Raw genomic sequence first — 23,652 nt, 5'->3', positions numbered from 1 at the left:
CCCTGTAGGAGCTGCCGAAGGCTGCGATCTTTTGATCTTGATCTCAAAAAGCAAAATCAAAAGATCGCAGCCTTCGGCAGCTCCTACAGGGTTTATTGCCCGTCGTTAGACGGTGTGCAAGTACCAGTTGTACTCAAGGTCCGAGATGGAGTTTTCGAACTCGGCCAGTTCGCTTTCCTTGCACGCCACGAACACGTCGATGTACAGCGGATCGATGTAACGCGCCATGACTTCGCTGTCGTCCAGCTCGCGCAGGGCATCGCGCAGGTTATTGGGCAGGCTCTGTTCGTTCTGCTCGTAGCTGTTGCCTTCGACCGGTGCACCCGGCTCGATTTCGTTGGTCAGGCCGTGGTGAATACCGGCCAGGACTGACGCCATCAGCAGGTACGGGTTGGCGTCGGCACCGGCTACGCGGTGTTCGATGCGCACGGAGTCCGGCGAACCGGTCGGCACACGCACTGCCACGGTACGGTTGTCGATGCCCCAGCTTGGCGAGTTCGGCACGTAGAACTGCGCGCCAAAGCGGCGGTACGAGTTGACGTTCGGGCAGAGGAACGCCATCTGCGCCGGCAGGGTCTCGAGCACACCGCCGATCGCGTGTCGCAGCGCGGCGTTCTGCTCGGGATCCTCGCTGGCAAAGATGTTATTGCCTTCTTTGTCGAGAATCGAAATGTGCACGTGCAGACCATTACCCGCCTGGCCCGGATACGGCTTGGCCATGAAGGTGGTGTCCATCTCGTGGTCGTAGGCGATGTTCTTCACCAGACGCTTGAGCAACACCGCGTAGTCGCAGGCCTTTATAGGGTCGGAGACGTGGTGCAGGTTCACTTCGAATTGCGCCGGGGCGCTTTCCTTGACGATGGCGTCCGCAGGAATGCCCTGCTCTTTCGCGCCTTCGAGGATGTCTTGCAGGCAGTCGACGTACTCGTCCAGGTCATCGATCAGGTAGACCTGGGTCGACACCGGACGCTTGCCTGAAACCGGCGAGCGCGGCGACTGCGGCCGACCGTTCACGTTGTCCTGGTCGATCAGGTAGAACTCCAGTTCAAACGCTGCACAGATGGTCAGGCCCATGTCATCGAACTTACGCACGACATTGGCCAGCACTTCCCGTGGGTCGGCGAAGAACGCCTGGCCTTCCAGTTCGTGCATGGTCATCAGCAATTGAGCGGTTGGGCGCTTCTGCCACGGCTCGATGCTCAGGGTGCCAGGGATGGGGAAGCAGATCCGGTCAGAGTCGCCGATGTCCAGACCCAGGCCGGTGCTTTCCACCGTGGAACCGTTGATGTCCAGAGCGAAGAGCGAGGCCGGAAGGTTGATGCCTTTTTCGTAAACCTTATGAAGACTGGTGCGTTCGATGCGCTTGCCGCGCACCACACCGTTCATATCCGCAATCAGAAGGTCGACGTACAAAACCTCAGGATATTTCTTAAGGAATGCGTTTGCTTCGTTGAGTTGAACGGTACGCAGAGGGACCGACATGATGCACCTATTAGCTGTTAATTATTATGTTCACTACCTTGTTGCGAGCTCAGTCAATCCGAAAGACAAAGTGAAGTCAATAGCGAACACTTGGCCTATCAACCTTTATTTTCGGGCGTTTAATGGGGACTAGAGTGCCAAATTGGTCCCGCACGCCGCGTAAATCCTGAGGATCAGACGCGCGGCGTTTAGAATTTTTTACATGAGAGTTGTTAATTAAAATCAACAAGGCTAAGCTCCGGAAAAGCTCGTTCAAGTGTGAAACTTCGAGGTGATAAAAATGGCATTCAAGCCATTGATCGGCGTTACTGCATGCGTCAAACAGATTGGCCTGCACCCCTACCACGTCAGCGGCGACAAGTACTTGCGTGCTGTCAGCGTCGCGGCTTTGGGGTTGCCCGTGGTCATTCCTTCATTAGGCGAACTGACTGAAATCGAGGATCTGCTCGCGCAGTTCGACGGTCTGTTGCTGACCGGTTCACCTTCGAATGTGGAACCTTTCCACTATCAAGGCCCGGACAGTGCGCCCGGCACGGATCACGATCCGGCGCGGGATGCCACCACCCTCCCCTTATTACGTGCAGCCATTGCGGCGGGCGTTCCGGTGCTCGGCATCTGCCGTGGCTTTCAGGAAATGAACGTCGCGTTTGGTGGCAGCCTGCATCAGAAGGTGCATGAGCTGCCGGGCATGCTCGATCACCGCGAGGCGGATCACCCGGAACTGGCCGTGCAATACGCACCGGCTCATGCCGTGACGGTTCAGCCAGGGGGTGTGTTTGAAGCGCTGAAGTTGCCCGCCGGGTTCATGGTCAATTCGATTCACAGCCAGGGCATCGACCGACTGGGTCCTGGCCTGCGCTGCGAGGCGGTTGCGCCGGACGGATTGATCGAGGCGATTTCGGTGGAGCACAGCCGCACCTTTGCCGTCGGCGTGCAATGGCACCCGGAATGGCAGGTGCTTTCAAACCCTCCCTATTTGAGTATTTTCCAGGCGTTCGGCGATGCGTGCCGGCGACGGGCTGCGCTGCGTAACGCGCGCTGACTTAAACAGACGATCAACTTAATTACTGCCCCCGCGAGTCTGGCGGGTGCGCCTTTGCGCATCCGTGACTTGTGAAAACAACACATTGCAATAACAACAAGTACGACCCAGGCAGCCAGGACGGCGGCGCCGAATAGGCCCGAGTAGCAGGTACCTGCAACTCATGCGCAATGCCCTGTAGGAGCTGCCGAAGGCTGCGATCTTTTGATCTGGATCTTGAAGAGCAACATCAAAAGATCGCAGCCTTCGGCAGCTCCTACAGGGAACCGCGTTTGAATTGGATGGCATCGCAACCTCCGGGCTTGCAATTCACTATTAAGTCAGGCCGCGTTGGCCCGACGACTGAAACCTGTTGGGAGTTTCACATGGCAAACGCCTCCAGCATTTACAGGAAGGCTCTTGAAGGTCACCAGGCACCGAAAAAGGTGCTGGTGAAAGTCGACCGCGTCACCAAGAAATTCGACGAAACCGTCGCAGTGGATGACGTCTCGCTTGAGATCCATCAAGGCGAAATCTTCGCCCTGCTTGGCGGTTCCGGCTCCGGTAAATCGACGCTGCTGCGCATGCTCGCAGGCTTCGAGCGCCCTACCGAAGGACGTATCCTGCTCGACGGTGTGGACATCACCGACATGCCGCCATACGAGCGGCCGATCAACATGATGTTCCAGTCGTACGCCTTGTTCCCGCACATGACGGTGGCGCAGAACATTGCCTTCGGCCTGAAGCAGGATCGGCTGTCCTCCAGTGAAATCGACGCCCGTGTGGAAGAGATGCTGCGACTGGTGCACATGACCCAGTACGCCAAGCGCAAACCTCACCAACTGTCCGGCGGTCAGCGTCAGCGTGTGGCGTTGGCTCGCTCTTTGGCCAAGCGTCCGAAGCTGTTGCTGCTCGATGAACCGATGGGGGCGCTGGACAAGAAACTGCGTTCGCAGATGCAGCTTGAGCTGGTGGAAATCATCGAGCGCGTCGGCGTGACCTGCGTGATGGTGACCCACGATCAGGAAGAGGCCATGACCATGGCCCAGCGCATTGCGATCATGCACCTGGGCTGGATCGCCCAGATCGGCAGCCCGGTCGACATCTACGAAGCACCGGTCAGCCGCATGGTCTGCGAGTTCATTGGCAACGTGAACGCTTTCGAAGGCACGGTTGTTGAAGACCTTGAAGGTCATGCGATCATTCACAGCCCGGACCTTGAGCAGAAGATCTACGTCGGTCACGGCGTCAGCACGTCGGTGCAGGACAAGTCGATCACCTACGCGATCCGCCCGGAAAAAATGCTGGTCAGCACCATCAAGCCAGACACCCGCTACAACTGGTCCGTGGGCAAGGTGCATGACATCGCCTACCTCGGCGGTCATTCGGTGTTTTATGTGCAGCTGCCGGGCGGCAAAGTCGTGCAGTCGTTCATGGCCAACGCCGAACGCCGCGGCGCACGTCCGACCTGGGACGACCAGGTCTACGTGTGGTGGGAAGACGACAGCGGCGTGGTACTGCGCGCATGAGAACCTTCAATCAGCAATTCCTGAGACTGGTCCCCAGCGGGCGAAAACTGGTCATCGGCATTCCGTTCATCTGGCTGTTTCTGTTCTTCATGCTGCCGTTCTTTTTGGTGATGAAGATCAGCTTCTCAGAAGCGGCCCTGGCGATTCCGCCGTACTCGGAGATCTACACTTTCGCCGAGCAGAAATTCCAGTTGCTGCTTAACCTCGGCAACTACTCGTTGCTGACTCAGGATGAGTTGTACATCTCGGCGTACCTCGGTTCGTTGAAAGTGGCGTTGCTCAGTACGGTGATGTGCCTGGTGATCGGTTTCCCGATGGCTTACGCAATCACCAAGGCGAGCAAGGAATCGCAAAACGTCTTGCTGCTGCTGATCATGATGCCGACCTGGACCGCGATCCTGATCCGTGTGTATGCGTGGATGGGCATCCTCAGCAACAACGGTTTGCTTAACGCGTTCCTGATGTGGACCGGCCTGACGTCGCACCCGATCGAGATCCTCAACACCAACACCGCCGTTTATATCGGTGTGGTGTACGCGTACTTGCCGTTCATGGTTTTGCCGCTGTACGCCAACCTGGTCAAGCACGATGGCAGCCTGCTGGAAGCGGCGCAGGACCTGGGTTCGAGCAACTTCAACAACTTCTGGAAAATCACCGTGCCGCTGGCCAAGAACGGCATCATCGCCGGTTGCATGCTGGTGTTCATTCCGGTGGTCGGTGAGTTCGTGATTCCCGAGCTGCTCGGTGGCCCGGAGACGCTGATGATCGGTCGCGTGCTGTGGCAAGAGTTCTTCAACAATCGCGATTGGCCGGTGGCGTCTGCCCTGGCGGTGGTGATGCTGTTGATTCTGATTGTGCCGATTCTGCTGTTTAACCGCAGCCAGGCCAAAGAGATGGAGGCACGAGGATGAAACGCTTCGGATTTTCAAAGTTCATGCTGGTTTTCGGCCTGTCGTTTATCTACCTGCCGATGCTGATTCTGGTGATCTACTCGTTCAACGCCTCGAAGCTGGTGACGGTGTGGGGCGGCTGGTCATTCAAGTGGTACGCCGGCCTGCTCGACAACACTCAACTGATGGGCTCGGTGGTGCGCTCGCTGGAAATCGCCTGCTACACGGCGGTGGCGGCGGTGGCACTGGGGACATTGGCGGCGTTCGTGCTGACCCGCGTGACACGCTTCAAGGGTCGCACGTTGTTCGGTGGCCTGGTGACCGCGCCGTTGGTGATGCCGGAAGTGATCACCGGTCTGTCGCTGTTGCTGCTGTTCGTGGCCATGGCGCAGTTGATCGGTTGGCCGATGGAGCGTGGCATCGTCACGATCTGGATCGCCCACACCACGTTTTGTGCCGCCTATGTCGCAGTGGTAGTCTCCGCCCGCCTTCGCGAGCTGGACCTGTCCATCGAAGAAGCGGCCATGGACCTCGGTGCGAAGCCGTTCAAGGTGTTTTTCCTGATCACCATTCCGATGATCGCGCCGTCACTGGCGGCGGGCGGCATGATGTCGTTTGCCTTGTCGCTGGATGATCTGGTGCTGGCGAGCTTCGTGTCGGGGCCGGGGTCGACGACCCTGCCGATGGAAGTGTTCTCGGCGGTTCGTCTGGGTGTGAAGCCTGAGATCAACGCGGTTGCCAGCCTGATTTTGTTGGCGGTCTCGATTGTGACGTTCATGGTCTGGTACTTCAGCCGTCGTGCTGAAGCGAGCCGTAAGCGTGCTATTCAGGAAGCGATGGATCAGACGGCCAGTGAGTCGTGGCAGCCTGGTAAGTCATTGGCGGGTGCTACCGCCTGATGTCATCGGACGTGAACACGCTCCTGTGGCGAGCGAGCTTGCTCGCGCTGGGTTGCGAAGCGACCCCGAAAATTCCGGCCATCCTGCCAATTTTTCGTGAGTGCTGCGCACTCAAGCGGGAGCAAGCTCCCTCGCCACAGGATTGATGTTTTACACCAGGGTTTGTGTTTGCTTAACAGGTTGTGTGTTCACTGCATCTTTGCTGTGTGATTTTGAATAAAAAGAATGGAGTTGTACTCGATGAAAATGCTTGGCAGGACTTTGCTGACACTGTCCTTATTCGGCGCGATCGCCACAGGCGCCCAGGCCAATGACAAGGTACTGCGCGTCTACAACTGGTCGGATTACATCGCCCCGGACACCGTCAAAAAGTTCGAAGACGAGACCGGCATCCGTGTGACCTACGATGTGTTCGACAGCAATGAAACCCTCGAAGCCCGGCTGCTTGCCGGCAAATCCGGCTATGACATCGTCGTGCCGTCGAACAGTTTTCTGGCCAAGCAGATCAAGGCTGGCGTCTATCAGGAACTGGACAAGTCGAAGCTGTCGAACTGGAAAAACCTGAACCCGGTGTTGCTGAAAAACGCCTCTGCCAGCGATCCGGACAACGGTCACGCCTTCCCGTACATGTGGGGCTCGATCGGTATCGGGTTCAATCCGGACAAGGTCAAGGAAGTGCTCGGCGGCAATGCCCCGACCAACTCCTGGGACCTGTTGTTCAAACCGGAAAACGCCGAAAAACTTAAAGCCTGCGGTATCAGCTTCCTCGATTCGCCAACGGAAATGTTGCCGGCTGCCCTGCACTATCTGGGTTATGCGGTGAATTCCCAGGACAAGGCTCAGATCGCTGAAGCCGAAGCACTGTTCATGAAGATTCGCCCGTCGGTGGCGTATTTCCACTCCTCGAAGTACATCTCCGACCTGGCCAACGGCAACATCTGCGTGGCAGTCGGTTACTCCGGCGATGTGCTGCAGGCCAAGGCCCGCGCCAAGGAAGCCGGCGATAAAGTGAAGATTGACTACAGCATTCCGAAAGAAGGTGCCGGCAGTTTCTATGACATGGTTGCCATCCCCCGCGATGCGGCGAACGTCGAGAACGCTTACCTGTTCATGAACTTCCTGATGCGCCCGGACATCATCGCCGAGATCACCAACAACATTGGCTACAGTAATGCCAACGCGGCGGCTACGCCCTTGGTGGATGAGGCGATTCGTGATGATCCGGGGTCGTATCCGCCGCAAGACGTGATCGCGACGTTGTATGCGATTCCGGATTTGCCGATTGGTATTCAGCGGGTGATGACTCGGGGTTGGACTCGGGTGAAGCTCGGTAAGTGAACAACCTGGACTTCTCGCTGAAGCTGACTTCGCCTTCGCCTTCGCCTTCGCCTTCGCGAGCAAGCCCACACACAGGGTGCGCGTCGCAACGCAAATCATTGTAGGAGCTGCCGCAGGCTGCGATCTTTTGATCTTTCTTCATCAAGCCATCAAAGATCAAAAGATCGCAGCCTCCGGCAGCTCCTACAGGGGGAGATGTGCATCCGGACAACACGTTTTCCGTTCCCGCAGCGCCTTACCACCGCTGCCTTTCTCTGATGAAGAACGGCCTCACCTGGCTTCCTCGGTCAAGGTGGATTTGGGCGCCCTCGGGCGCCTTTTTTTGTGGCTGACGTTACGGTATCAACGGCCACTGCGCGAGTGCCCGATAACGGCCTTTATGGGATTCGAACAGGGCGAAGTGATCGGCATGCAGGAAAAACGTCGGCGGCGTCGTCGACTCGGGCACCGGCGCCCGGTAGTCGCGCATCAAGGTCAGGTGCGGCCTAAAGTCCTTGGACGTCTCCTCGAATCCGAACGGCAGCATCGCCTGCTCCAGCGCATACACCAGACGTAGCAACGCGGGCGGCGCCTGCTCTGATGCCAGCACCAGCGCCCCTGCCCTGCGCCAGGCATCCAGCCGATCCAGTTCGACCCGCAATGGCTCACCGGGCACGCGAACCTTGCCGGCGGCGCTGCAGACATCGGCGATCTGCGCCGCATTGACCGAGCCGAGAAACAACAGCGTCAGGTGGAAATTTTCCGCAGGCACCGGACGGCCTGTCCTGAGTTGCAGCGCGTTACGCCACTGCGCTATCGCCCGGCGTTGCGCGGGTGCGCAGTCCAGCGCAAAAAACAGCCGTTTGGACGGCTCATGGGATTCGTCGCTCATGCCTGGCAGCTCCTGGTGGGCAAGTTATAGTTCAGACAACCGAATCAACGGGAGGTGACCATGCGAGAGATCATCAGCAAGGAGCCGTGGTGGGCAATGCCGCCGCGACCCGGTCAGGATGAGTCCGAGCTGGACTGGGGATGGCTGGTTCACTATAGCGAAGGTGAACCGCGTTTCGAATTTATCCGGGAACGACCTACGGACAGCGAGATCCGCAATCGCAAGAGCTGCAGGATCACCCCTTCATCGGAGTGATCCTGCGACGGGCGTCAGGCTTGCACGATCACGTTGAAACCGCCGAATACCATGCGCTGACCGTCGAACGGCATCGGGTTGACGTCCGGCTGCATACGCGGGTCGGACATGAGCTTGTTCATTCCGGCATCGCGGGTGCCTTTGTCGGGCCATACGATCCAGGAAAACACCACGGTTTCGTCGTCCTTGAGCTTGACCGCCATGGGGAACGAGGTGACCTTGCCGTCGGGCACGTCATCGCCCCAACATTCAACGACGCTCAAGGCACCGTTTTCTTTGAAAATGACGGCCGCCGACTCGGCGTGTTTTTTGAATTTTTCCCGATTGGCCGTTGGGACTGCTGCAATGAAGCCATCAACGTAAGACATGGTCATTCTCCTGCGGGGGGTAGAGGGTCGATCTGCTGGTTAGTCGATTCCGTCGGGCTCCAGTCGACAGACCCGCCACCCGAACTGACCGACGGTGCTTCGACGGCCCCCGCCAGATTCCCTTCAACTTGCGCCGCCATGTACAACGTCCCGGCCATCACACCGGTCGTCGGGTTCTGCACCAGCTTCACCCAGGCTTTGTCGAACGTATTGCCCAGGCTGCTGCGAATCAGCGCCTCGCTGTCAGGCCGGTCACTGGCCTGGATAATTGCGCGAATGCCCGCGACGCCGACAGTAATCAATCCTCCCGCCAGCCTCCCTGCCGCCGCCGCCACCGCACTGGCCGCCCCGCGCGGGGCCATTTCGGCTTCCATCCGCTGACTGGCGCGTTTGGCCACAGGCGCCATGGCGGTATCGGTCGAGCCGACGCCCTTGTCGCCGCCCGCGGTGTGGATCTTGTCGATCAGCGCGGAAAACGCCGGGAGCATATTCAGGTCGGTATGGATGACCTGATAGAGCGAGGCATCCCGGGCAGAGGGTGGGCCCAGCGCGATGGCGGGGATCTTGTTGACGCGGGCATTGAGCTGGTCCATCGGCACGCCGTAGCGCTGGGAGATGACCTGCAGTTGCTGGCCAATGAGCTGCACATAAAACTCGGTGGCCTGATGAAGAATCGCGTCCGGGTCTATCTCAACCGCCACCGGTGCCAGGACACGTTCCTGGTATTCCTCCAGCAAATACGCCGCCAGACGCTTGGCCGACGCGTCCTGCTCGCCTTTGGCGCTGATGGTGTACCAGCTGACTTTCATCGACATCCATTCCTGGGCCCAGTAACTGCTGAACCACGGAATGAAATTCTCTTCGGTCTGTTCGTAAACGCGTGTGCGCCAATGATCCATGGACCCGCGCGCAAAGACCTTGGCCTGTTCGGTGGCCGATCGTGATGCCGCGACAATGTCCCGGTCCACTTGCTGCCAGGTGGCCTGGGAAACGATGACCGGTGGCGCGGTAAGAGGCGCACGCGTAGGCGTGGCGCAACCCGCCACGACCAACAGCACGGCAACGATCAGCGAACGCAGGTTCAAGGTCGCGGCTTCCCGAAAATGTTACGCCGACCGTAAGGATCGGCGGTCGAAGGGGTACTGGTTTGAGTATAGGTGGAGGTCTGGGTCTGTCCTTGGTCCGGTGTCGAATCTGTAGGCCGCTATCGCGAGCAGGCTCACTCCCACAAGGATCTTTGTCGGTCACAGCATTCGCATACACCGCCGAAACCTGTGGGAGCGAGCCTGCTCGCGATGGGGCCGTGTCAGTCGATGTCGGTATTGGATGCAAGACCGCTATCGCGAGCAGGCTCACTCCCACAGGGATCTTTGTGGGTCACAGCATTGGCGTACACCGCCGAAACCTGTGGGAGTGAGCCTGCTCGCGATGGGGCCGTGCCAGTTGGCATCGATGCCGGATCATCAGGGGCCAGTCAAAACACCACCCCTCCTTACCATCATTCCCATCGATAACCACCATCGTCCCGAATGCCTTCCGCAAAAAATCCGTCAGCGTAGGATCACCTTATCCCGTCAACAAATCCCGTAACGGAGGGGTTCATCATGCTGATTCATCTTCTGACTTGCCTGGCCCTGACCGCTGTCACCCTGACGCTTTTTTCTTACATCGTTCTGGACGTCGATCAGACCGAGGAGCAGCCATCATGATCCACGCCGTCACTCTCTCCGTGAGCTTTCCGGTTTTTGGTAATAACTACTATTCCCAGCAGGTTGTTCCGCGCCAGGCGATTTCGCTGGTGTTCGACAAAAATTTCGAAGCGTTGCTGATGCCGGCCGCCGCTAATCATTTCAGTAATGAAGTGGTGGGGCTGAATGACCAGTTTCGGTTTTTGAATGATGTGTTGGTTGAGCACCTATTGGACAAGGAAGTGGCTCTGGATACCGCGCGTCGGTTCACGTTTTAGGAGCTGGCGTGAGTTCAGCATCCATCAGTTGACCAATGAGGTATGTCCTTGTCGCCGCCCTTGAACTTGATGACGCCGTAAGTGATAGCCACCGCGTGCAAGTCCGTATTCATTCCTGTCCTGGGCGCTGTCGTGATGTGAACGGTCGTGCCCAAGGCGTCCGCTATAGAAAGCGTTCCCGCCCAGGAAATGGCCATATCAATGGCATTCCCCTCGATGTGTCGTGACCTCAGCGCCGGGGCAACTCTCAGTTTTTTCAGGCCATAGGCATCCACCATTTCCCGGGCGGCGGCGATGGATCGCTCGCTACAAAATTCGCCCTTTTCGTCTACGTGGCCCCACGCGATGTTCACGCCCTCGCGGGTCGGGATGGTCTTCGGGTCTGCGTCCGCATTTAAGATTTTCCAGGCCCAGTGCATCAGGAATGCGCGCTGGGCAGGACGCAACGTGGCGGCGATGTTTACGCTCGCACCTGCTGCTTGAAGGGCTCTGATGAAGGAAAGGGCTGACGAACCAAAGGCCGGGCTCAGATCATCAAGACGCGTACTGGTTGGAAACTCCGACACCCAAGAACGACCACTGGGTTTTTTCAGGGTGTAGTCACCCTGCACAGCGGCCTGAGCCTGAGACGTAAAATCCAGCGGTTTTGCCACGGTGAAGCTCCTCGATTCTGTCTGTTCATCGAGTGTCCAACGGCTTCAGCAGGCTCCTGCGAAACACCTTTCCTGGACACTGGTGCACGGGAATTAAGGCGTTCTTGATAAAACTTATATGTCAGGCATTTCCTCTTTTTCAGAGAGCAAACGGATCAATTTATCGGGCCACGACTGATGGCGCGCACACCTCTTTAAGACACCCGCGCAACCAGCGATGCACCGGGTCGGCGTCCATTCGCGGATGCCAAAGCATGGCGACGGTAAATGGCGGCACTTCAAAGGGAAGCGCAAAGCTGTGCATTCCGACACGCAGGCTTTGCGTGTGGCGCTCTGGAACACAGGTGATCAGGTCGGTGCCCCTGGCGAGCGCCAGCGCGGTCGAGAAACCGGCGACCGTCGTCACGATGTCGCGTGTGAGTTGCAGCGCCGCCAGCGCGTCATCAATCGGTCCTTTATCCAACCCCCTTCTGGAAATGCTGATGTGCCCGCCCGCCGCAAAGCGAGCAGGCGTGATGTCGCCTTTGCCGAGTGGGTGGTCTTCGCGCATGACGCCAATGAAGCGATCACGGAACAGCCCCTGCGTGCGCAACTCCGGCCCTGCGCCCTTCCCGACCACGCCTGTTTCCAGATCCACGGTACCGTCCCGTAGCGCGGTGCTGTCCTTATCGGGTTTGTGCATGAAGCGCAGTCGCACACCGGGGGCTTGCTCGGCGATGCGTGCTATCAGCGGCGCGCCGAAGTTTTCGACAAAGCCCTCGCTGGTGCGCAGGGTAAAGAGGCGGTTCAGGTGTTGCAGATCCGGCTGTTCGGCCGGGCGAAGGACAGCTTCGGCGTCCTGCACCAGCTGCCCGACGCGCTCGCGCAATTCGATGGCCCGGGGGGTCGGCACCAAACCGCGCCCTGCCCTGACGAGAAGCGGATCGCCCGTGGTCTCGCGCAAACGGGCCAGCGAGCGACTCATCGCCGAGGGGCTGAGCCGCAGGCGTTTGGCGGCGCGGGCGACGCTGCCTTCAGCGAGCAGCACATCCAGAGTGATCAGCAAATTCAGATCGGGGAAAGGCATGCTTCGCCTCCAGGCAGGTGGGAGATGGCGTCTGGCGCATGGATAAAGTGCAAACCGTGCGTCTTCCGCCATGTTAGGCCTGGGCGTAGATTTCGGACAGCCCCGCTTCGGGAGTGGTCAGAAAGAGGACGCAGATAATGACTACGATTGCCGCCGCTCGATCGGCTGGCGCCACACGGTGGACGCTCACCAGTCTCTCCCTTTCGATGTTGCTCTCGTCGCTAGGGACCAGCATTGCCAACGTGGGATTGCCGACATTGTCTGAAGCGTTCAACGCGCCCTTTCAGTCGGTGCAATGGGTCGTGATTGCCTACCTCCTCGCCATCACCGCGTTGATTGTCAGTGTCGGACGGCTCGGTGATATCACGGGGCGCCGACGTTTACTGCTGATCGGCATCGGTCTGTTTACCCTGGCGTCGGTGTTATGCGGTGTGGCGCCGACCCTGAATCTATTGATCGCCGCCCGAGCGCTGCAGGGGCTTGGCGCCGCCATCATGATGGCGCTGACCCTGGCGTTTGTAAGCGATGCCGTGCCCAAACCCGGGATCGGCAGGGCCATGGGGATGCTCGGGACGATGTCGGCCATCGGCACCGCGATGGGGCCTACATTGGGTGGTCTTTTGATTTATGGATTCGGTTGGCGGGCGATCTTTCTGATCGCTGTTCCACTGGGTCTGCTGACAGGGTGGCTCGCGTATCGGTGGCTCCCTGCCGACAGCGCGGAATCCGGAGCCAGGCGCAGTGGATTCGATGTGCCGGGCACGTTGATGTTCGTGGTCATGCTGACGGCGTACGGGCTGGCGATGACGATCGGGCGCGGCAGTTTCGGATGGCTCAACAGTGCGCTGCTGGTGTTTGCGGGTGTTGCTCTCTGGATGTTTGTGTCCATCGAAAAGCGTGTCGCCTCACCCTTGATTCGCCTGAAAATGTTCCGCGATCCAGACTTGAGCGCCTGCCTGGCGATGAGTGCGCTGGTGACCATGGTGATGATGGCGACGCTGGTGGTCGGGCCTTTTTACTTGTCAGAGGCACTTGAACTGGATGCCGTCGGGGTTGGCCTGGTGATGTCGGTCGGGCCAGTGGTCGCTGCGCTGACAGGGGTGCCGGCGGGCCGCGTTGTCGACCGGTTCGGCGCTCGGCGTATGACTGTCTCGGGGCTTGCAGCGATGGTCATTGGGTGCTGCGCGTTATCGATAACGCCGGTGGAGTTCGGCATCGGCGGCTATGTGGTGGCCGTGGCTGTCATCACATTGGGGTACGCGCTGTTCCAGACGGCCAACAACACTGCGGTGATGGCAGATGTCGTAGCGGACCAGCGAGGGGTGATTTCGGGTCTGCTCAACTTGTCGCGCAATCTGGGACTGGTCTCCGGCGCCGCTGCGTTGGGCGCGGTGTTTGCGCTGGCATCAAGCTCTGCCGGGAGCAATCTCGCGCATCCCGATGCGATTGCACAAGGGATGCAGAGCACGTTTGCCGTAGCGTTGATGTTGATGGGCTTGGCGTTGGTCATTGCGCTGCGGCGGTTGCAAGCTTTTAAGAGGTCTATCCGATGAGGCCGTCATACTCGGATTGATGGTGCCTGACACGCCGCCTTCGCGAGCAGGCTCGCTCCTACAGGAAACGGTTTTGTCCGGGTTCCTGCCGCTATTTTCTGACGATCACCGTCACCTGAACGCCGACTTCGACCGGCCCTTCTTTCAGATAACCTGGTTCCGACCGTTGCGTTTGGCCTGATACAACGCGTCATCCGCACGGGTCAGCAGGCTGTCGAGGGTGTCGTCGGGCACTGCCAGCGCCACACCGAACGAGGCCGTTATGGTGTCCAGCACCTTGCCGTCGCCACGCGCCTTGATTCGCAGCGACTGGATCTTCAGGCGCAGTTGCTCGGCGAAAGCCCGGGCGCTGGCGAGATCGGGGCATTGCTCCAGCACCACGCAGAATTCTTCTCCGCCGTAACGCGCGGCATTGGCGTGGTTGGGCAGTGAGTGGCGCAAGGTTTGCGCGACATGCTGGAGAACCCGGTCGCCCAAGGGATGGCCGTACTGGTCATTGAATTGCTTGAAGTGATCGATATCGAGCATCACCAGAGCGACGCCTCGCGATGGTCTGCCCAGCGCCCGTTCCAGCACACGGGTGAAGGCCGCGCGATTGAGCAGTTCGGTCAGGCCATCGATCGTCGCGGCCAGTTGCGCGCGCTCGAGTTTGCTGCGCAGGGTCTTGATTTCGTCCTGGGCGGAATGCAGTTGGGATAGAAAGTGTTCCTGCTGGCTCTGCATGAGCCGGGTGCTTTGTTGCAGTTCGCTCAAGATGTCCGGCAAGCGCTCGTTAGTAGGCGCTTCGAGCATGTCCAGGCAGTGAACGAGGCTGGTCTGGAAGTTGCGATTGCCTTCGACACTGCGCGACACGTCCCGCGCCATGTCGTCGACCAGATTGATCGCTTGCTGCTGGCCGGCGCGCGCATCTTCCAGCTCGTCGCGAATGATGTAGTCGCGAAACAGCTTCGATGCGGACTCGGCAGGAAAGCGATCGAAATCCTTGAGTACCTTGTCCAGTTGCCGATTGAGCTCGGGCACCTGGCCCTTGCTGTAGGTGTACCAGAGCGCGTAGTGCACGGGGTTGGGCGGGATGTTATGACGAACCATCAATGGGACGGCTTGCTTGAGCAGGGCCGCCGCCTCGCGGGAATCTTCCGGATACATCTCTAGAACAGTCGCACGCGTCTCGGATTGGCTCATAGCGTCACTATGGTTAGTAATCATTGGCAAATGGAAACGCGTGGAGCATAACCGTACGTCTGGTAAACGGATAGCCACTTGCCAGCAAATACGGCCCTTTTTATTGAGCGCCAAGGCCAAGTTATTGCAAGACGGCACCCTCGTTGCGAAACGCCGTGGGACTCATGCCGGTCCAGCGCTTGAACGCCCGACGGAAACTGCGCACATCGCTGTAGCCGACTTCTTCGGTAATGCGCTCGATGGACATCTCCGGATTGCCCAACAGGCTCATGGTGCGCGCCTGGCGTACTTGTTCCAGTAACGTTTCGAACGTCAGCGCATGCTCGGTGAGCCGTCGACGCAAGGTACGGCTGCTCATGTTCAAGTCACCGGCAATTTTTTCGATGTGGCTGCCCTCGGTCAGGTCGCGGGAAATCGCGCGCTCCACCGCCTGGATCAAGTCCATTTTCTGGTGAATCTGCGCGGCCTCCAGCTCAAGCAATTTGACCGCCTGACGCAATGCCAGGGAATGATGATTGGGCAGGCACACCTCCAGCCAGTGAGCGGCAATGACCATGCGGTTTTGCAGACAGCCAAAGCGCACATCCGGCCCCAGCCAATGGTGGTACTCGGCCCGGTAATCCGGCGCCGCGTGCACGAACTCCACGGCTATCGGCTTGAAATCCGCGCCCACCAGCGCTCGGCCGTACACCAGCAAACTGGCGAAAAACTCCTCGACCGCGAACACCTGCACGTCGGCGAACGGCAACCGGCATTCGACGTCGACGAGCACCCGGTCCGCCGTTTCTTCGACACTCGATACGGCGATGCCGCCGGAGGTGTGCTGATGACGGATACCCAGCTCGAACGCATCCCGCAGGGTTTTGCACAGGGACAGCACATGGCCGAGAAGCCCGAGGGTGCCGAGTACGTTCTGCGCACCGACCCATAGCCCCAAACCGCGGTTCGGCAACACCTTCAACGCACGCTGAATCATCGCCACGGCCTGGCGGTAGGAAATGCGGTGCGCCGGGTCCTGCAGGTCTTCGAGGGTAAAGCCCAACCCTCGGCAAAGGGTCTCGGGGTTGATGCCTTTTTGCTGCGCGACTTCTGCCAGGGTTTGCAACAGAAACGGCGACACCAGCGCCAGTTCATAGGTGGGATCGATTACTTTCATCTGCATGGGCGCTATACGTTCCGGATCGTGTCTGGATTCTTATTTTTTGTTACCGGTTATGTCTAAGGAAGTTAGCACAGGCTTTGAAGGCTGTCCGCAGAAGCCCCCTATCTGGCCGCCAATACCCTGCCCGCGCTCGCCTTAACAGCTTATTTCTATGCCCTGGGGCTCTGGTCACCGGCGTCATGCCACCGGCGCGACCACTCACAATAAGAATGAGTACACACATGAACCTGATCCGGATGAACGTTTCCTTGCGACTGGCCGTCGGCCTGGCGGGTGTCTGCGCCATTCAATTACCGGCGTTAGCCACCGAGGCCGGCGTAGACAACATTGGCCCTGGCACCGACGGCTTTTTCATGTTGCCTCTGGACGTGAACAGCCTCCCGGACAACATGCTGGCCTTCAACCTCTACTACAACCATTACACATCCACCAAGCTGAACATCAGCTCGCTGGGCGGCAAAGTGCCCAATGTCGAGATTGAATCCACGGCGGTCATTCCGCGTATCGATTACCTCAGCCCGGTGCGGGTATTCGGGGGGCGTCTGGCCGGTTACATCGCGCAGCCGTGGCTGAAACAGGAAGTCTCGGTGTTCGGTTTGCAGGACACCCGCGAAGGCATGGGCGACACCACCATCGCGCCAATCATTCTCTGGGACATGGGCAAGAACCTGACCCTCGGTGCTGCCGTGGAAATCACCGTGCCGACAGGTGAATACAGCGTCGACCGGCTCGCCAACACCAGCAACAACTTCTACACCTACAAACCGCTGTTTTCCTTCACCTGGTTGCCGACGCCGAGAACCGAGTTGTCGATGAAGACGACTTACAGCTTCAACGAGAAGAACAAGGACACCGACTACAAATCGGGGCAGATTTTTCACTTCGATTATTCCGCCAGTTACAAGATCACCGACAACCTGATGCTCGGCTTGAATGGCTACTATTTGAAGCAGACCACCGACGACAAGCAGTTCGGCAGAACCGTGCAGTTCAACGGCGAAGATGTGAATGACGGCGTGCGCGGGCAGGTGTTCGCCATCGGCCCGGCGTTGCACCTGACCTTCCTCAAATACGCCAGCGCGGAGATTCGCTGGGCCAAGGAATTTGACGTGGAAAACCGGCCCGAGGGGGAAATGTTGTGGGCGAAGGTGAGTATTCCGTATGCGTTTTGAGTGAATGCCAGGCTTCGTAGGAGCTGTAGGAGCTGTAGGAGCTGTCGAGTGAAATGAGGCTGCGATCTTTTGATCCTGATTTTTAAGATCAAAAGATCGCAGCCTCGTTTCACTCGACAGCTCCTACACAGCTCCTACGAGGCGAACCGGGGTACAAGGTTTTACAAGGGCTCAGGAATACACGGGCCAGGTGTCGACAATCTTGCCGCCGCGCACCGCCAGCAAATCCCCGAACTGCAACAGCACCGATTCTGTCTGGGTCGGTCTCAAAAACACCTGATCCTCCAACGCCAACCCCACCGCCGCCGAACCATTGACCATCTCCTGATTGGAACTGCGGCCATATACCCCGTTGCTCTGCAGCCCCTTGGGCGATTCGAACTCGGCCATCCAATTGCCGCCGTAGATAAAAAAGGTCTCGCGCTGATTGATGTCCCACCACGAAAACAGCTTCGACTTGTCATCCAGCGCCGGGATATTCACCGCTCCGGTGCTCTTGAGCACAGGCGTCGCGATGTAAGCCGCCGGAACATGCTCCACCAGCGACGGCAGATCGTAATGAGTGGGCTTGAGCATGGCAGTTCCCACCGATACTTCGGTGCTGAGTTTCTCCTGCTCGTGCAGGCGATAGCTGGGGCTGCCGGCGGTGTTGAGCGTCAGCCCCGAATGCCAAAGACCGGGGTACTCGCGACGGGTAAAATCGACGTAACGGTTGTAGATCACCATCACCTTGGCGAACAGCTCTTCAGGCGAACCCAGAATACCCGGTACGCCCATGCCCACGAACGGGTCATACCCCATGAAACCCGCAAATTCCAGGTGCTGCGGGTTAGCGCTGATCAGCGTCAGCAGCTGCCCCAGCTGCGTCACATCACCTACACCGCCGCGATGCAGGCCGACATCCAGCTCGATGTTCACCCGCAATCGCGTGCCCAATCCCTGAGCCAGCGCCAGGTACTCCTGCAAGCGATGCGGCGTATCGATCAGCCACTGCAATTGCTTCGACGGGTCGAACGGACCGGTGTGCGTTTGATAAAACAACTGCGCCGAGCGTACTGGCAACGGTTTGCCCAGCAGGATGTCAGCCTCTGGAAACGCCATGGCGTCATGGTTGAGAAACGGTTGATGAAACGACATCAACCGCTGTGTGCCAGCGCGCTTGGCGATGTACGCCAGCAAACCCGGTGCCGGTAACGATTTTTCCACCAGGCGCAGATGTTTGCCCCCACGCTTGACCGACTGCATCACCACATCGATGTTGTGATCGAGCCGATCCAGGTCAATCAGCATCACCGGCCGCATCGGCCCGTGCACCTTGAGTTCGCGGTTCAGCGCACGAAAATAATCGCTGTAGGGCCCACCTCGGTCCCCTGGTCGCAACCACACGGCGACACCGGCCAGCAAGACCCCGACACCCACCGTTCCCATCACGAAATGACGCCGATTCATGGGTTCACCCCCAGGATGGATGCCAGGTGCGCATTGAGGAATTTGCCGCTGGGGTCGAGGGCCTGGCGTACCTGAATGAATTCCTGCCAGCGCGGATACAGCGGTTGCAGGTTCCTTGCGTTAAGCGTGTGCAATTTTCCCCAGTGCGGCCGGCCGTTGTACCTCCAGAAGATCGGCTCGATGACAGCGAAAAAGTTGTGATGGTCCATCTGGTAATGCTGGTGAACCGAGATCGAGCAACTGTCCCGGCCTTCGAACATGCTCAGTGGAATGTCATCGGCCTTGACGTAGCGGTACTCGATGGGAAACCAGGTGCGCAGGTCCTTGTCCTGAATCAACTTTAGAATTTCCCGCAGACAAGCCGGGCCGTGTTCCGCCGGGACCGAGTATTCCATTTCGTTGAAGCGCACCGTGCGCACGTTGGCGTAGATATCGAAGGAGTCGCCCACCCGATCATCGAAACTGGCCAGGTGGCGCAGGTTGTTGAGCAGGGTTCGGCGCAGGTCAGGAAAATCGCTGCCGTACTTATCGATCTTCTCGATCAGGTTCACGAACTCGTTACCCCCCTCCTCGTCTGCCGGGATCGGCGGCGTGGCCGGGTCGACGGTCTCGTTCAGGGCGATTGACAGGGCATAGTCGGAATGGGTCACCACGAGCATTTCCCAGTGCTGATTTTCACGGGTGTTCTTGTCGAGGTCTTCCAGCAGCTCTTCGGTTTTGGCGATCCATTGGCGCTCCCTCAGGCGATAAGCCGGACGGTTTTGCAGGCGGATTCTGGTAGCGACGCCCAAGGCACCGAGGGACACCCGGGCGGCGCTGAATACCTCGGGATGGCGCGTGCTGTCGCAGTCAAGAACGTCGCCGCTGGCGGTCACCAGTTGCAGGCCGCAGACATGCGCCGAATAGGATTGAAACTGCTTGCCGGTGCCGTGGGTCGAGGTGGAAATCGCGCCGGCGAGGGTCTGGTAATCGATGTCGGCCATGTTCTGCAGCGCCTGCCCGATGCCCTTGAGCGGTGTACCCATCTGCGACATCGGCGTGCCGGCGGCGAACTCGGCCTGAAGGGTCTGGGCATCGTGATCGAGCAACCCGGTGAAGTAGCTCAGCGACAACAGCGTGCCATCGGTGGGCACCAGCGCGCTGAAGGAGTGCGCCGAACCGACTGGACGAATCTTGCCGGGCGCCTGACGGACAACCTGGGTCAATTCATCGAGATGCTTGGGCGCCAGCCGCGCCGCCGGCAGACAACTCTGGGCGCCGGACCAATTGCGCCAAGGGATCAGCCGCGGTGCGCGTAGCAATTCAGCGAGCGCCGGGCTGCTGCCCAGGGCCGTGAAAGCGCCAATGATGCTTGCCCGCTGCAGCCATTGCCGCCGTGTTAAATCCATCGTCATCAAGTGCACCCCGGGTTGTTATTGTTGGAGGGTTTGCCCGGCCATGAAGCTGATCAGCGCGAGGAACTGTTCCTCTGAACACTCCACGCATTGGCCCATGGGTGGCATGCCGTTGTAGCCGTTGATGGCGTGATCCAGCAGCGTATCAGCGCCCTGGAGCAGCCGTGGCTCCCAGGCATTTCTGTCGCCGGTCAATGGCGCTCCGGCCGCCGGATTGGCGTGGCAGAGCTTGCAACTGTTGTCGTAAATCTGCGCCAGCGCGGGATCGCCCGGTTGGGCGGTGGCGGCTTGGTCGTGGGTCGCCGGGCTTTTTTTCTCTTCACCACAACCGCTGAGCAGCGCGACGAAGGCGCACCCCACCAACGCCAAACAAAGGCTAGGCTTTCCCGTGAATCGAAGTGCCCGCATGACGGTCCTCTCTTTGGCGCTCCGGCCAGCCGGGTGCACCTTTTTATTGTGTGCAAGGAGAGCTCAACACTAAGGCACCCGTGCCGCAGGGTTCAGGGCATTGGGGGCCAACAAGGGGGGCTTCTGAGGCCATGACCGCAAGCACCAAGGAACCTGCCTGTTCGCCACTGAGACGAAATGAGTCATGACAAGCGAAGCGCAGGTCTGCTAAAACGATTCATCAGCGAATCAGACAATCCAGATGGGGTAGCGACATGTCCACAGCACATATCCTTGGCAACCTGTTTCCTGACGCGGCCAGCGTCCCGGAAAAATACCGCCTCGACGGCCCGACCGAACAGCGCGAGTACCTGGTCGATGGCGAGCTGAAGATCTGGTCGGGGCCGCTCGCTCAAGTCCGCAGCCCGGTGTACCTGACCGATGAACAAGGTGATGAGCAGGTGATCCTCGGCAGCACGCCACTGCTCGACGCCGAGACCGCATTGACCGCCCTCGACGCCGCTGTCCGCGCCTATGACCGAGGCCAGGGCCTATGGCCGACCATGCGCGTGGCCGAGCGCATTCAGCACGTTGAAACCTTCCTCGGGCACATGCGCGAACAGCGTGAGGCGGTGGTCAAGTTGCTGATGTGGGAGATCGGCAAGAACCTCAAGGATTCGGAAAAAGAGTTCGACCGCACCTGCGATTACATCGTCGACACCATCAACGCCCTCAAGGAACTCGATCGCCGTTCCAGCCGGTTTGAACTGGAACAGGACACACTCGGACAGATTCGCCGCGTTCCGCTCGGCGTGGCGCTGTGCATGGGGCCTTACAACTACCCGCTGAACGAAACTTTCACCACGCTGATTCCGGCGCTGATCATGGGTAACACCGTAGTGTTCAAACCGGCCAAGCTCGGTGTCCTGCTGATCCGCCCGCTGCTGGAAGCCTTCCGCGACAGCTTCCCGGCCGGGGTGATCAACGTGATCTACGGCAGCGGCCGCGAAACCGTCAGTGCGCTGATGGCCAGTGGAAAGATCGATATCTTTGCGTTTATCGGCACCAACAAGGCCGCCAGCGACCTTAAAAAGCTGCATCCCAAGCCACACCGTTTGCGCGCGGCGCTGGGTCTGGACGCGAAGAATCCCGGCATCGTGTTGCCCGAAGTCGATCTGGATAACGCCGTGAACGAAGCCGTCACCGGCTCGTTGTCCTTCAACGGCCAGCGTTGCACTGCGCTGAAAATCCTCTTTGTTCACGAAGACGTGGTCGACGCGTTCATCGAGAAATTCAACGCCAAGCTCGCCACGCTCAAACCGGGCATGCCATGGGACAGCGGCGTGGCCCTGACGCCCTTGCCGGAGTCGGGTAAAGTCGATTACCTGCACGCGCTGGTGGCCGATGCCGAGAGCAAAGGTGCGAAGGTGGTCAACCCCAACGGCGGTGAAACCCGCGCCTCGTTCTTCTACCCTGCCGTGCTGTTCCCGGTCACGCCGCAAATGCGTGTGTATCAGGAAGAACAGTTCGGCCCGGTCGTTCCTATCGTGCCGTACCGTCACCTGGATACCGTGATCGATTACGTGCTGGAGTCTGACTTCGGCCAGCAACTGAGCATCTTCGGCACCAATCCGGTGGCAGTCGGCAGGCTGGTCGACACCTTTGCCAACCAGGTCGGCCGGATCAACCTTAACGCCCAGTGCCAGCGCGGCCCGGACACCTACCCGTTCAACGGGCGCAAAAATTCCGCCGAAGGCACGTTGTCGGTACATGATGCGCTGAGGGTTTTTTCGATCCGCACGCTGGTGGCCACCAAGTTCCAGGAAACCAACAAAGAGCTGATCAGCGAAATTATCAGCGGCCGCAGTTCGAGTTTCCTGACCACTGATTACATCTTCTGAGGAGATCAGGTCTTAGCATGATCAGAGCCCATCGACTGCCACCGCTGTTGCGCCGGTTGTTGCGTCCGTTGCTGGATCCGTATCGGCGCTATCAACACGCCAAACTGATCCACGCGGTGCGTGTGTCGCTTGGGTTACTGGCTTCGATCATGCTGACCACCGGCATTAACCTGCCCCATGGTGAATGGGCATCGGTGACGATGCTGGTGGTCATCGGCGGCTTGCAGCACCACGGCAACATTGGCAAAAAAGCCGCCGAGCGGGCCATCGGCACCTTGGTCGGGGCCGGCATCGGTTTGCTGCTGGTGCTGCAACAGACCTGGCTCGGGATGCCGTGGCTGACCTATTTCGTCATGTCGGTGGTGTGCGGTTTTTTCTCGTATCACGCCATCGGCAAAGGGGGTTACACCGCGCTGCTGGCGGGTATCACTGTATTTATCGTCGCGGGGCATGGCGACAATCCGCTCAGCGACGGTTTGTGGCGCGGGGTGGACATCCTGATCGGGATTGCCCTGGCGCTCGCGTTTTCGTTCGCCCTTCCGCTGTACGCAGTGTTTTCCTGGCGCTACAACCTGGCGGATTCATTGCGCGATTGCGCAACGATCTACGGGCGCATCATCAATGGCCAATCGGTCACCGATGATGAACACCTCAGACTCATGGGCCGCCTGAACACGGTGATGGTGCAATTGCGCTCATTAATGCCGTCGGTGTCCAAGGAAGTGAGGATCTCCATGACGGAGCTCGATGCCCTCCAACGCAACTTGCGGATGTGTGTCAGCACTTTGGAAATACTGGCCAACACCCGGCCGGACGCCAATGACGCTCAGGCCATGGGTCAACTTCAATCGGTATTGAAAGCTGAACATCGGTTGATTCGGGTACAGCTTGTTGGCATGGCCCGGGCGTTGAAAACCGGTTCCTACCAGCGACTCAATCGGCCCGTGGAGCCGGCGCGGGAGGCGAGCCTTGAAGCACCGGTTTACAGCCCTCTGGATGGGTACCGGTTATTGATTTTGCAGCTGGTCGCCAACATTGATGAAATGCGCGAACGCCTGGCCAGGACTGCGCCGCGCTGGAGTATTTGATCCCGCTTAAAACGGCGGTCCGTAGC

The 23,652-nt window shown here is 59.1% G+C and carries 22 protein-coding genes; 11 read left to right on the top strand and 11 right to left on the bottom strand.

What is annotated here, in order from left to right; translation table 11 throughout:
* Window positions 1-105: 105 nt before the first annotated feature.
* Window positions 106-1,482 carry a glutamine synthetase family protein gene (locus ACA063_RS12740; protein WP_497666148.1) on the bottom strand — a complete coding sequence of 459 codons (1,377 nt, stop codon included), beginning with the start codon at window positions 1,480-1,482 and terminating at the stop codon, window positions 106-108.
* A 280-nt stretch (window positions 1,483-1,762) separates the two neighbouring features.
* Between ACA063_RS12740 and ACA063_RS12735 the strand changes: the two genes are divergently transcribed.
* The 5 genes from ACA063_RS12735 (at window position 1,763) to ACA063_RS12715 (ending at window position 7,159) form a co-directional block, all read left to right on the top strand.
* Window positions 1,763-2,524: a gamma-glutamyl-gamma-aminobutyrate hydrolase family protein gene (locus ACA063_RS12735; RefSeq protein ID WP_497666147.1), complete on the top strand. Its 762-nt coding sequence runs from the start codon at window positions 1,763-1,765 to the stop codon at window positions 2,522-2,524.
* Window positions 2,525-2,889: 365 nt separating this feature from the next.
* Window positions 2,890-4,032, top strand: coding sequence for a polyamine ABC transporter ATP-binding protein (potA, locus tag ACA063_RS12730; protein WP_497666146.1), 1,143 nt, complete (start codon window positions 2,890-2,892; stop codon window positions 4,030-4,032).
* Window positions 4,029-4,943: an ABC transporter permease subunit gene (locus ACA063_RS12725; protein ID WP_497666145.1), complete on the top strand. Its 915-nt coding sequence runs from the start codon at window positions 4,029-4,031 to the stop codon at window positions 4,941-4,943. The genes potA and ACA063_RS12725 overlap by 4 nt, the downstream gene beginning before the upstream one ends.
* Window positions 4,940-5,821, top strand: a complete 882-nt coding sequence (locus ACA063_RS12720) for an ABC transporter permease subunit (protein WP_497666144.1) — start codon at window positions 4,940-4,942, stop codon at window positions 5,819-5,821. Before ACA063_RS12725 ends, ACA063_RS12720 begins: the two co-directional genes overlap by 4 nt.
* A 240-nt stretch (window positions 5,822-6,061) precedes the next feature.
* Window positions 6,062-7,159, top strand: a complete 1,098-nt coding sequence (locus ACA063_RS12715) for a polyamine ABC transporter substrate-binding protein (RefSeq protein ID WP_497666143.1) — start codon at window positions 6,062-6,064, stop codon at window positions 7,157-7,159.
* Window positions 7,160-7,493: 334 nt separating this feature from the next.
* Here ACA063_RS12715 and thpR read toward each other — a convergent pair whose 3' ends face one another.
* On the bottom strand, window positions 7,494-8,030 hold the full coding sequence (thpR, locus tag ACA063_RS12710) for an RNA 2',3'-cyclic phosphodiesterase (protein ID WP_497666142.1): 537 nt from the start codon (window positions 8,028-8,030) through the stop codon (window positions 7,494-7,496).
* Between the two features lie 60 nt (window positions 8,031-8,090).
* Here thpR and ACA063_RS12705 point away from each other — a divergent pair, with 60 nt between their 5' ends.
* Window positions 8,091-8,285, top strand: a complete 195-nt coding sequence (locus ACA063_RS12705) for a hypothetical protein (RefSeq protein ID WP_194693372.1) — start codon at window positions 8,091-8,093, stop codon at window positions 8,283-8,285.
* A 14-nt stretch (window positions 8,286-8,299) separates the two neighbouring features.
* Here ACA063_RS12705 and ACA063_RS12700 read toward each other — a convergent pair whose 3' ends face one another.
* Together ACA063_RS12700 and ACA063_RS12695 are read right to left on the bottom strand one after the other, a co-directional pair.
* The gene (locus ACA063_RS12700; RefSeq protein ID WP_497666141.1) at window positions 8,300-8,653 is read right to left on the bottom strand and encodes a DUF1428 domain-containing protein; all 354 of its coding nucleotides are present in this window, start codon (window positions 8,651-8,653) and stop codon (window positions 8,300-8,302) included.
* Window positions 8,654-8,655: 2 nt separating this feature from the next.
* On the bottom strand, window positions 8,656-9,738 hold the full coding sequence (locus ACA063_RS12695) for a hypothetical protein (RefSeq protein WP_497666140.1): 1,083 nt from the start codon (window positions 9,736-9,738) through the stop codon (window positions 8,656-8,658).
* Window positions 9,739-10,358: 620 nt separating this feature from the next.
* Here ACA063_RS12695 and ACA063_RS12690 point away from each other — a divergent pair.
* On the top strand, window positions 10,359-10,619 hold the full coding sequence (locus ACA063_RS12690) for a hypothetical protein (protein WP_497666139.1): 261 nt from the start codon (window positions 10,359-10,361) through the stop codon (window positions 10,617-10,619).
* A gap of 14 nt (window positions 10,620-10,633) precedes the next feature.
* On the opposite strand, the gene ACA063_RS12685 is transcribed toward ACA063_RS12690, so the two are convergent.
* Both ACA063_RS12685 and ACA063_RS12680 read right to left on the bottom strand, forming a co-directional pair.
* A complete protein-coding gene (locus tag ACA063_RS12685) occupies window positions 10,634-11,272 on the bottom strand; it encodes a peptidoglycan-binding domain-containing protein (RefSeq protein WP_497666138.1) in 639 nt (212 codons plus the stop codon).
* 160 nt (window positions 11,273-11,432) lie between these two features.
* Window positions 11,433-12,338 (bottom strand): LysR family transcriptional regulator, encoded by a 906-nt coding sequence (locus ACA063_RS12680; protein WP_497666137.1) that lies wholly within the window; start codon window positions 12,336-12,338, stop codon window positions 11,433-11,435.
* A 137-nt stretch (window positions 12,339-12,475) separates the two neighbouring features.
* Here ACA063_RS12680 and ACA063_RS12675 point away from each other — a divergent pair, with 137 nt between their 5' ends.
* On the top strand, window positions 12,476-13,891 hold the full coding sequence (locus ACA063_RS12675) for an MFS transporter (protein WP_497666136.1): 1,416 nt from the start codon (window positions 12,476-12,478) through the stop codon (window positions 13,889-13,891).
* Between the two features lie 144 nt (window positions 13,892-14,035).
* Here the strand turns inward: ACA063_RS12675 and ACA063_RS12670 are convergent, their stop codons facing one another.
* On the bottom strand, window positions 14,036-15,073 hold the full coding sequence (locus ACA063_RS12670) for a GGDEF domain-containing protein (protein WP_497666135.1): 1,038 nt from the start codon (window positions 15,071-15,073) through the stop codon (window positions 14,036-14,038).
* Between the two features lie 121 nt (window positions 15,074-15,194).
* Window positions 15,195-16,235 (bottom strand): AraC family transcriptional regulator, encoded by a 1,041-nt coding sequence (locus ACA063_RS12665; protein WP_497666134.1) that lies wholly within the window; start codon window positions 16,233-16,235, stop codon window positions 15,195-15,197.
* A gap of 221 nt (window positions 16,236-16,456) precedes the next feature.
* Between ACA063_RS12665 and ACA063_RS12660 the strand changes: the two genes are divergently transcribed.
* Window positions 16,457-17,407, top strand: a complete 951-nt coding sequence (locus ACA063_RS12660) for a SphA family protein (protein WP_497666133.1) — start codon at window positions 16,457-16,459, stop codon at window positions 17,405-17,407.
* Window positions 17,408-17,578: 171 nt separating this feature from the next.
* On the opposite strand, the gene ACA063_RS12655 is transcribed toward ACA063_RS12660, so the two are convergent.
* From ACA063_RS12655 to ACA063_RS12645, 3 genes are all read right to left on the bottom strand, one after another.
* Window positions 17,579-18,787, bottom strand: a complete 1,209-nt coding sequence (locus ACA063_RS12655; protein ID WP_497666518.1) for a DSD1 family PLP-dependent enzyme — start codon at window positions 18,785-18,787, stop codon at window positions 17,579-17,581.
* Window positions 18,788-18,852: 65 nt separating this feature from the next.
* Window positions 18,853-20,184, bottom strand: coding sequence for a D-arabinono-1,4-lactone oxidase (locus tag ACA063_RS12650; protein WP_497666517.1), 1,332 nt, complete (start codon window positions 20,182-20,184; stop codon window positions 18,853-18,855).
* A gap of 84 nt (window positions 20,185-20,268) precedes the next feature.
* Window positions 20,269-20,658 (bottom strand): c-type cytochrome, encoded by a 390-nt coding sequence (locus ACA063_RS12645; RefSeq protein ID WP_497666132.1) that lies wholly within the window; start codon window positions 20,656-20,658, stop codon window positions 20,269-20,271.
* Window positions 20,659-20,912: 254 nt separating this feature from the next.
* Between ACA063_RS12645 and ACA063_RS12640 the strand changes: the two genes are divergently transcribed.
* Together ACA063_RS12640 and ACA063_RS12635 are read left to right on the top strand one after the other, a co-directional pair.
* A complete protein-coding gene (locus ACA063_RS12640; protein WP_497666131.1) occupies window positions 20,913-22,538 on the top strand; it encodes an NADP-dependent glyceraldehyde-3-phosphate dehydrogenase in 1,626 nt (541 codons plus the stop codon).
* Window positions 22,539-22,555: 17 nt separating this feature from the next.
* Window positions 22,556-23,626, top strand: coding sequence for an FUSC family protein (locus tag ACA063_RS12635; protein ID WP_497666130.1), 1,071 nt, complete (start codon window positions 22,556-22,558; stop codon window positions 23,624-23,626).
* The last annotated feature ends 26 nt before the right edge of the window (window positions 23,627-23,652 follow it).

The sequence above is a fragment of the Pseudomonas sp. LBUM1643 genome, assembly GCF_059716215.1.
This window is presented reverse-complemented; position numbering and strand designations above follow the sequence as displayed.

Bases quoted from the DNA above. Each gene is read 5' to 3' on its own strand.
- ACA063_RS12740 (WP_497666148.1), bottom strand. From the start codon at position 1,482: ATGTCGGTCCCTCTGCGTACCGTTCAACTCAACGAAGCAAACGCATTC.
- ACA063_RS12735 (WP_497666147.1), top strand. From the start codon at position 1,763: ATGGCATTCAAGCCATTGATCGGCGTTACTGCATGCGTCAAACAGATT.
- potA (WP_497666146.1), top strand. From the start codon at position 2,890: ATGGCAAACGCCTCCAGCATTTACAGGAAGGCTCTTGAAGGTCACCAG.
- ACA063_RS12725 (WP_497666145.1), top strand. From the start codon at position 4,029: ATGAGAACCTTCAATCAGCAATTCCTGAGACTGGTCCCCAGCGGGCGA.
- ACA063_RS12720 (WP_497666144.1), top strand. From the start codon at position 4,940: ATGAAACGCTTCGGATTTTCAAAGTTCATGCTGGTTTTCGGCCTGTCG.
- ACA063_RS12715 (WP_497666143.1), top strand. From the start codon at position 6,062: ATGAAAATGCTTGGCAGGACTTTGCTGACACTGTCCTTATTCGGCGCG.
- thpR (WP_497666142.1), bottom strand. From the start codon at position 8,030: ATGAGCGACGAATCCCATGAGCCGTCCAAACGGCTGTTTTTTGCGCTG.
- ACA063_RS12705 (WP_194693372.1), top strand. From the start codon at position 8,091: ATGCGAGAGATCATCAGCAAGGAGCCGTGGTGGGCAATGCCGCCGCGA.
- ACA063_RS12700 (WP_497666141.1), bottom strand. From the start codon at position 8,653: ATGTCTTACGTTGATGGCTTCATTGCAGCAGTCCCAACGGCCAATCGG.
- ACA063_RS12690 (WP_497666139.1), top strand. From the start codon at position 10,359: ATGATCCACGCCGTCACTCTCTCCGTGAGCTTTCCGGTTTTTGGTAAT.
- ACA063_RS12680 (WP_497666137.1), bottom strand. From the start codon at position 12,338: ATGCCTTTCCCCGATCTGAATTTGCTGATCACTCTGGATGTGCTGCTC.
- ACA063_RS12675 (WP_497666136.1), top strand. From the start codon at position 12,476: ATGACTACGATTGCCGCCGCTCGATCGGCTGGCGCCACACGGTGGACG.
- ACA063_RS12670 (WP_497666135.1), bottom strand. From the start codon at position 15,073: ATGAGCCAATCCGAGACGCGTGCGACTGTTCTAGAGATGTATCCGGAA.
- ACA063_RS12665 (WP_497666134.1), bottom strand. From the start codon at position 16,235: ATGCAGATGAAAGTAATCGATCCCACCTATGAACTGGCGCTGGTGTCG.
- ACA063_RS12660 (WP_497666133.1), top strand. From the start codon at position 16,457: ATGAACCTGATCCGGATGAACGTTTCCTTGCGACTGGCCGTCGGCCTG.
- ACA063_RS12645 (WP_497666132.1), bottom strand. From the start codon at position 20,658: ATGCGGGCACTTCGATTCACGGGAAAGCCTAGCCTTTGTTTGGCGTTG.
- ACA063_RS12640 (WP_497666131.1), top strand. From the start codon at position 20,913: ATGTCCACAGCACATATCCTTGGCAACCTGTTTCCTGACGCGGCCAGC.
- ACA063_RS12635 (WP_497666130.1), top strand. From the start codon at position 22,556: ATGATCAGAGCCCATCGACTGCCACCGCTGTTGCGCCGGTTGTTGCGT.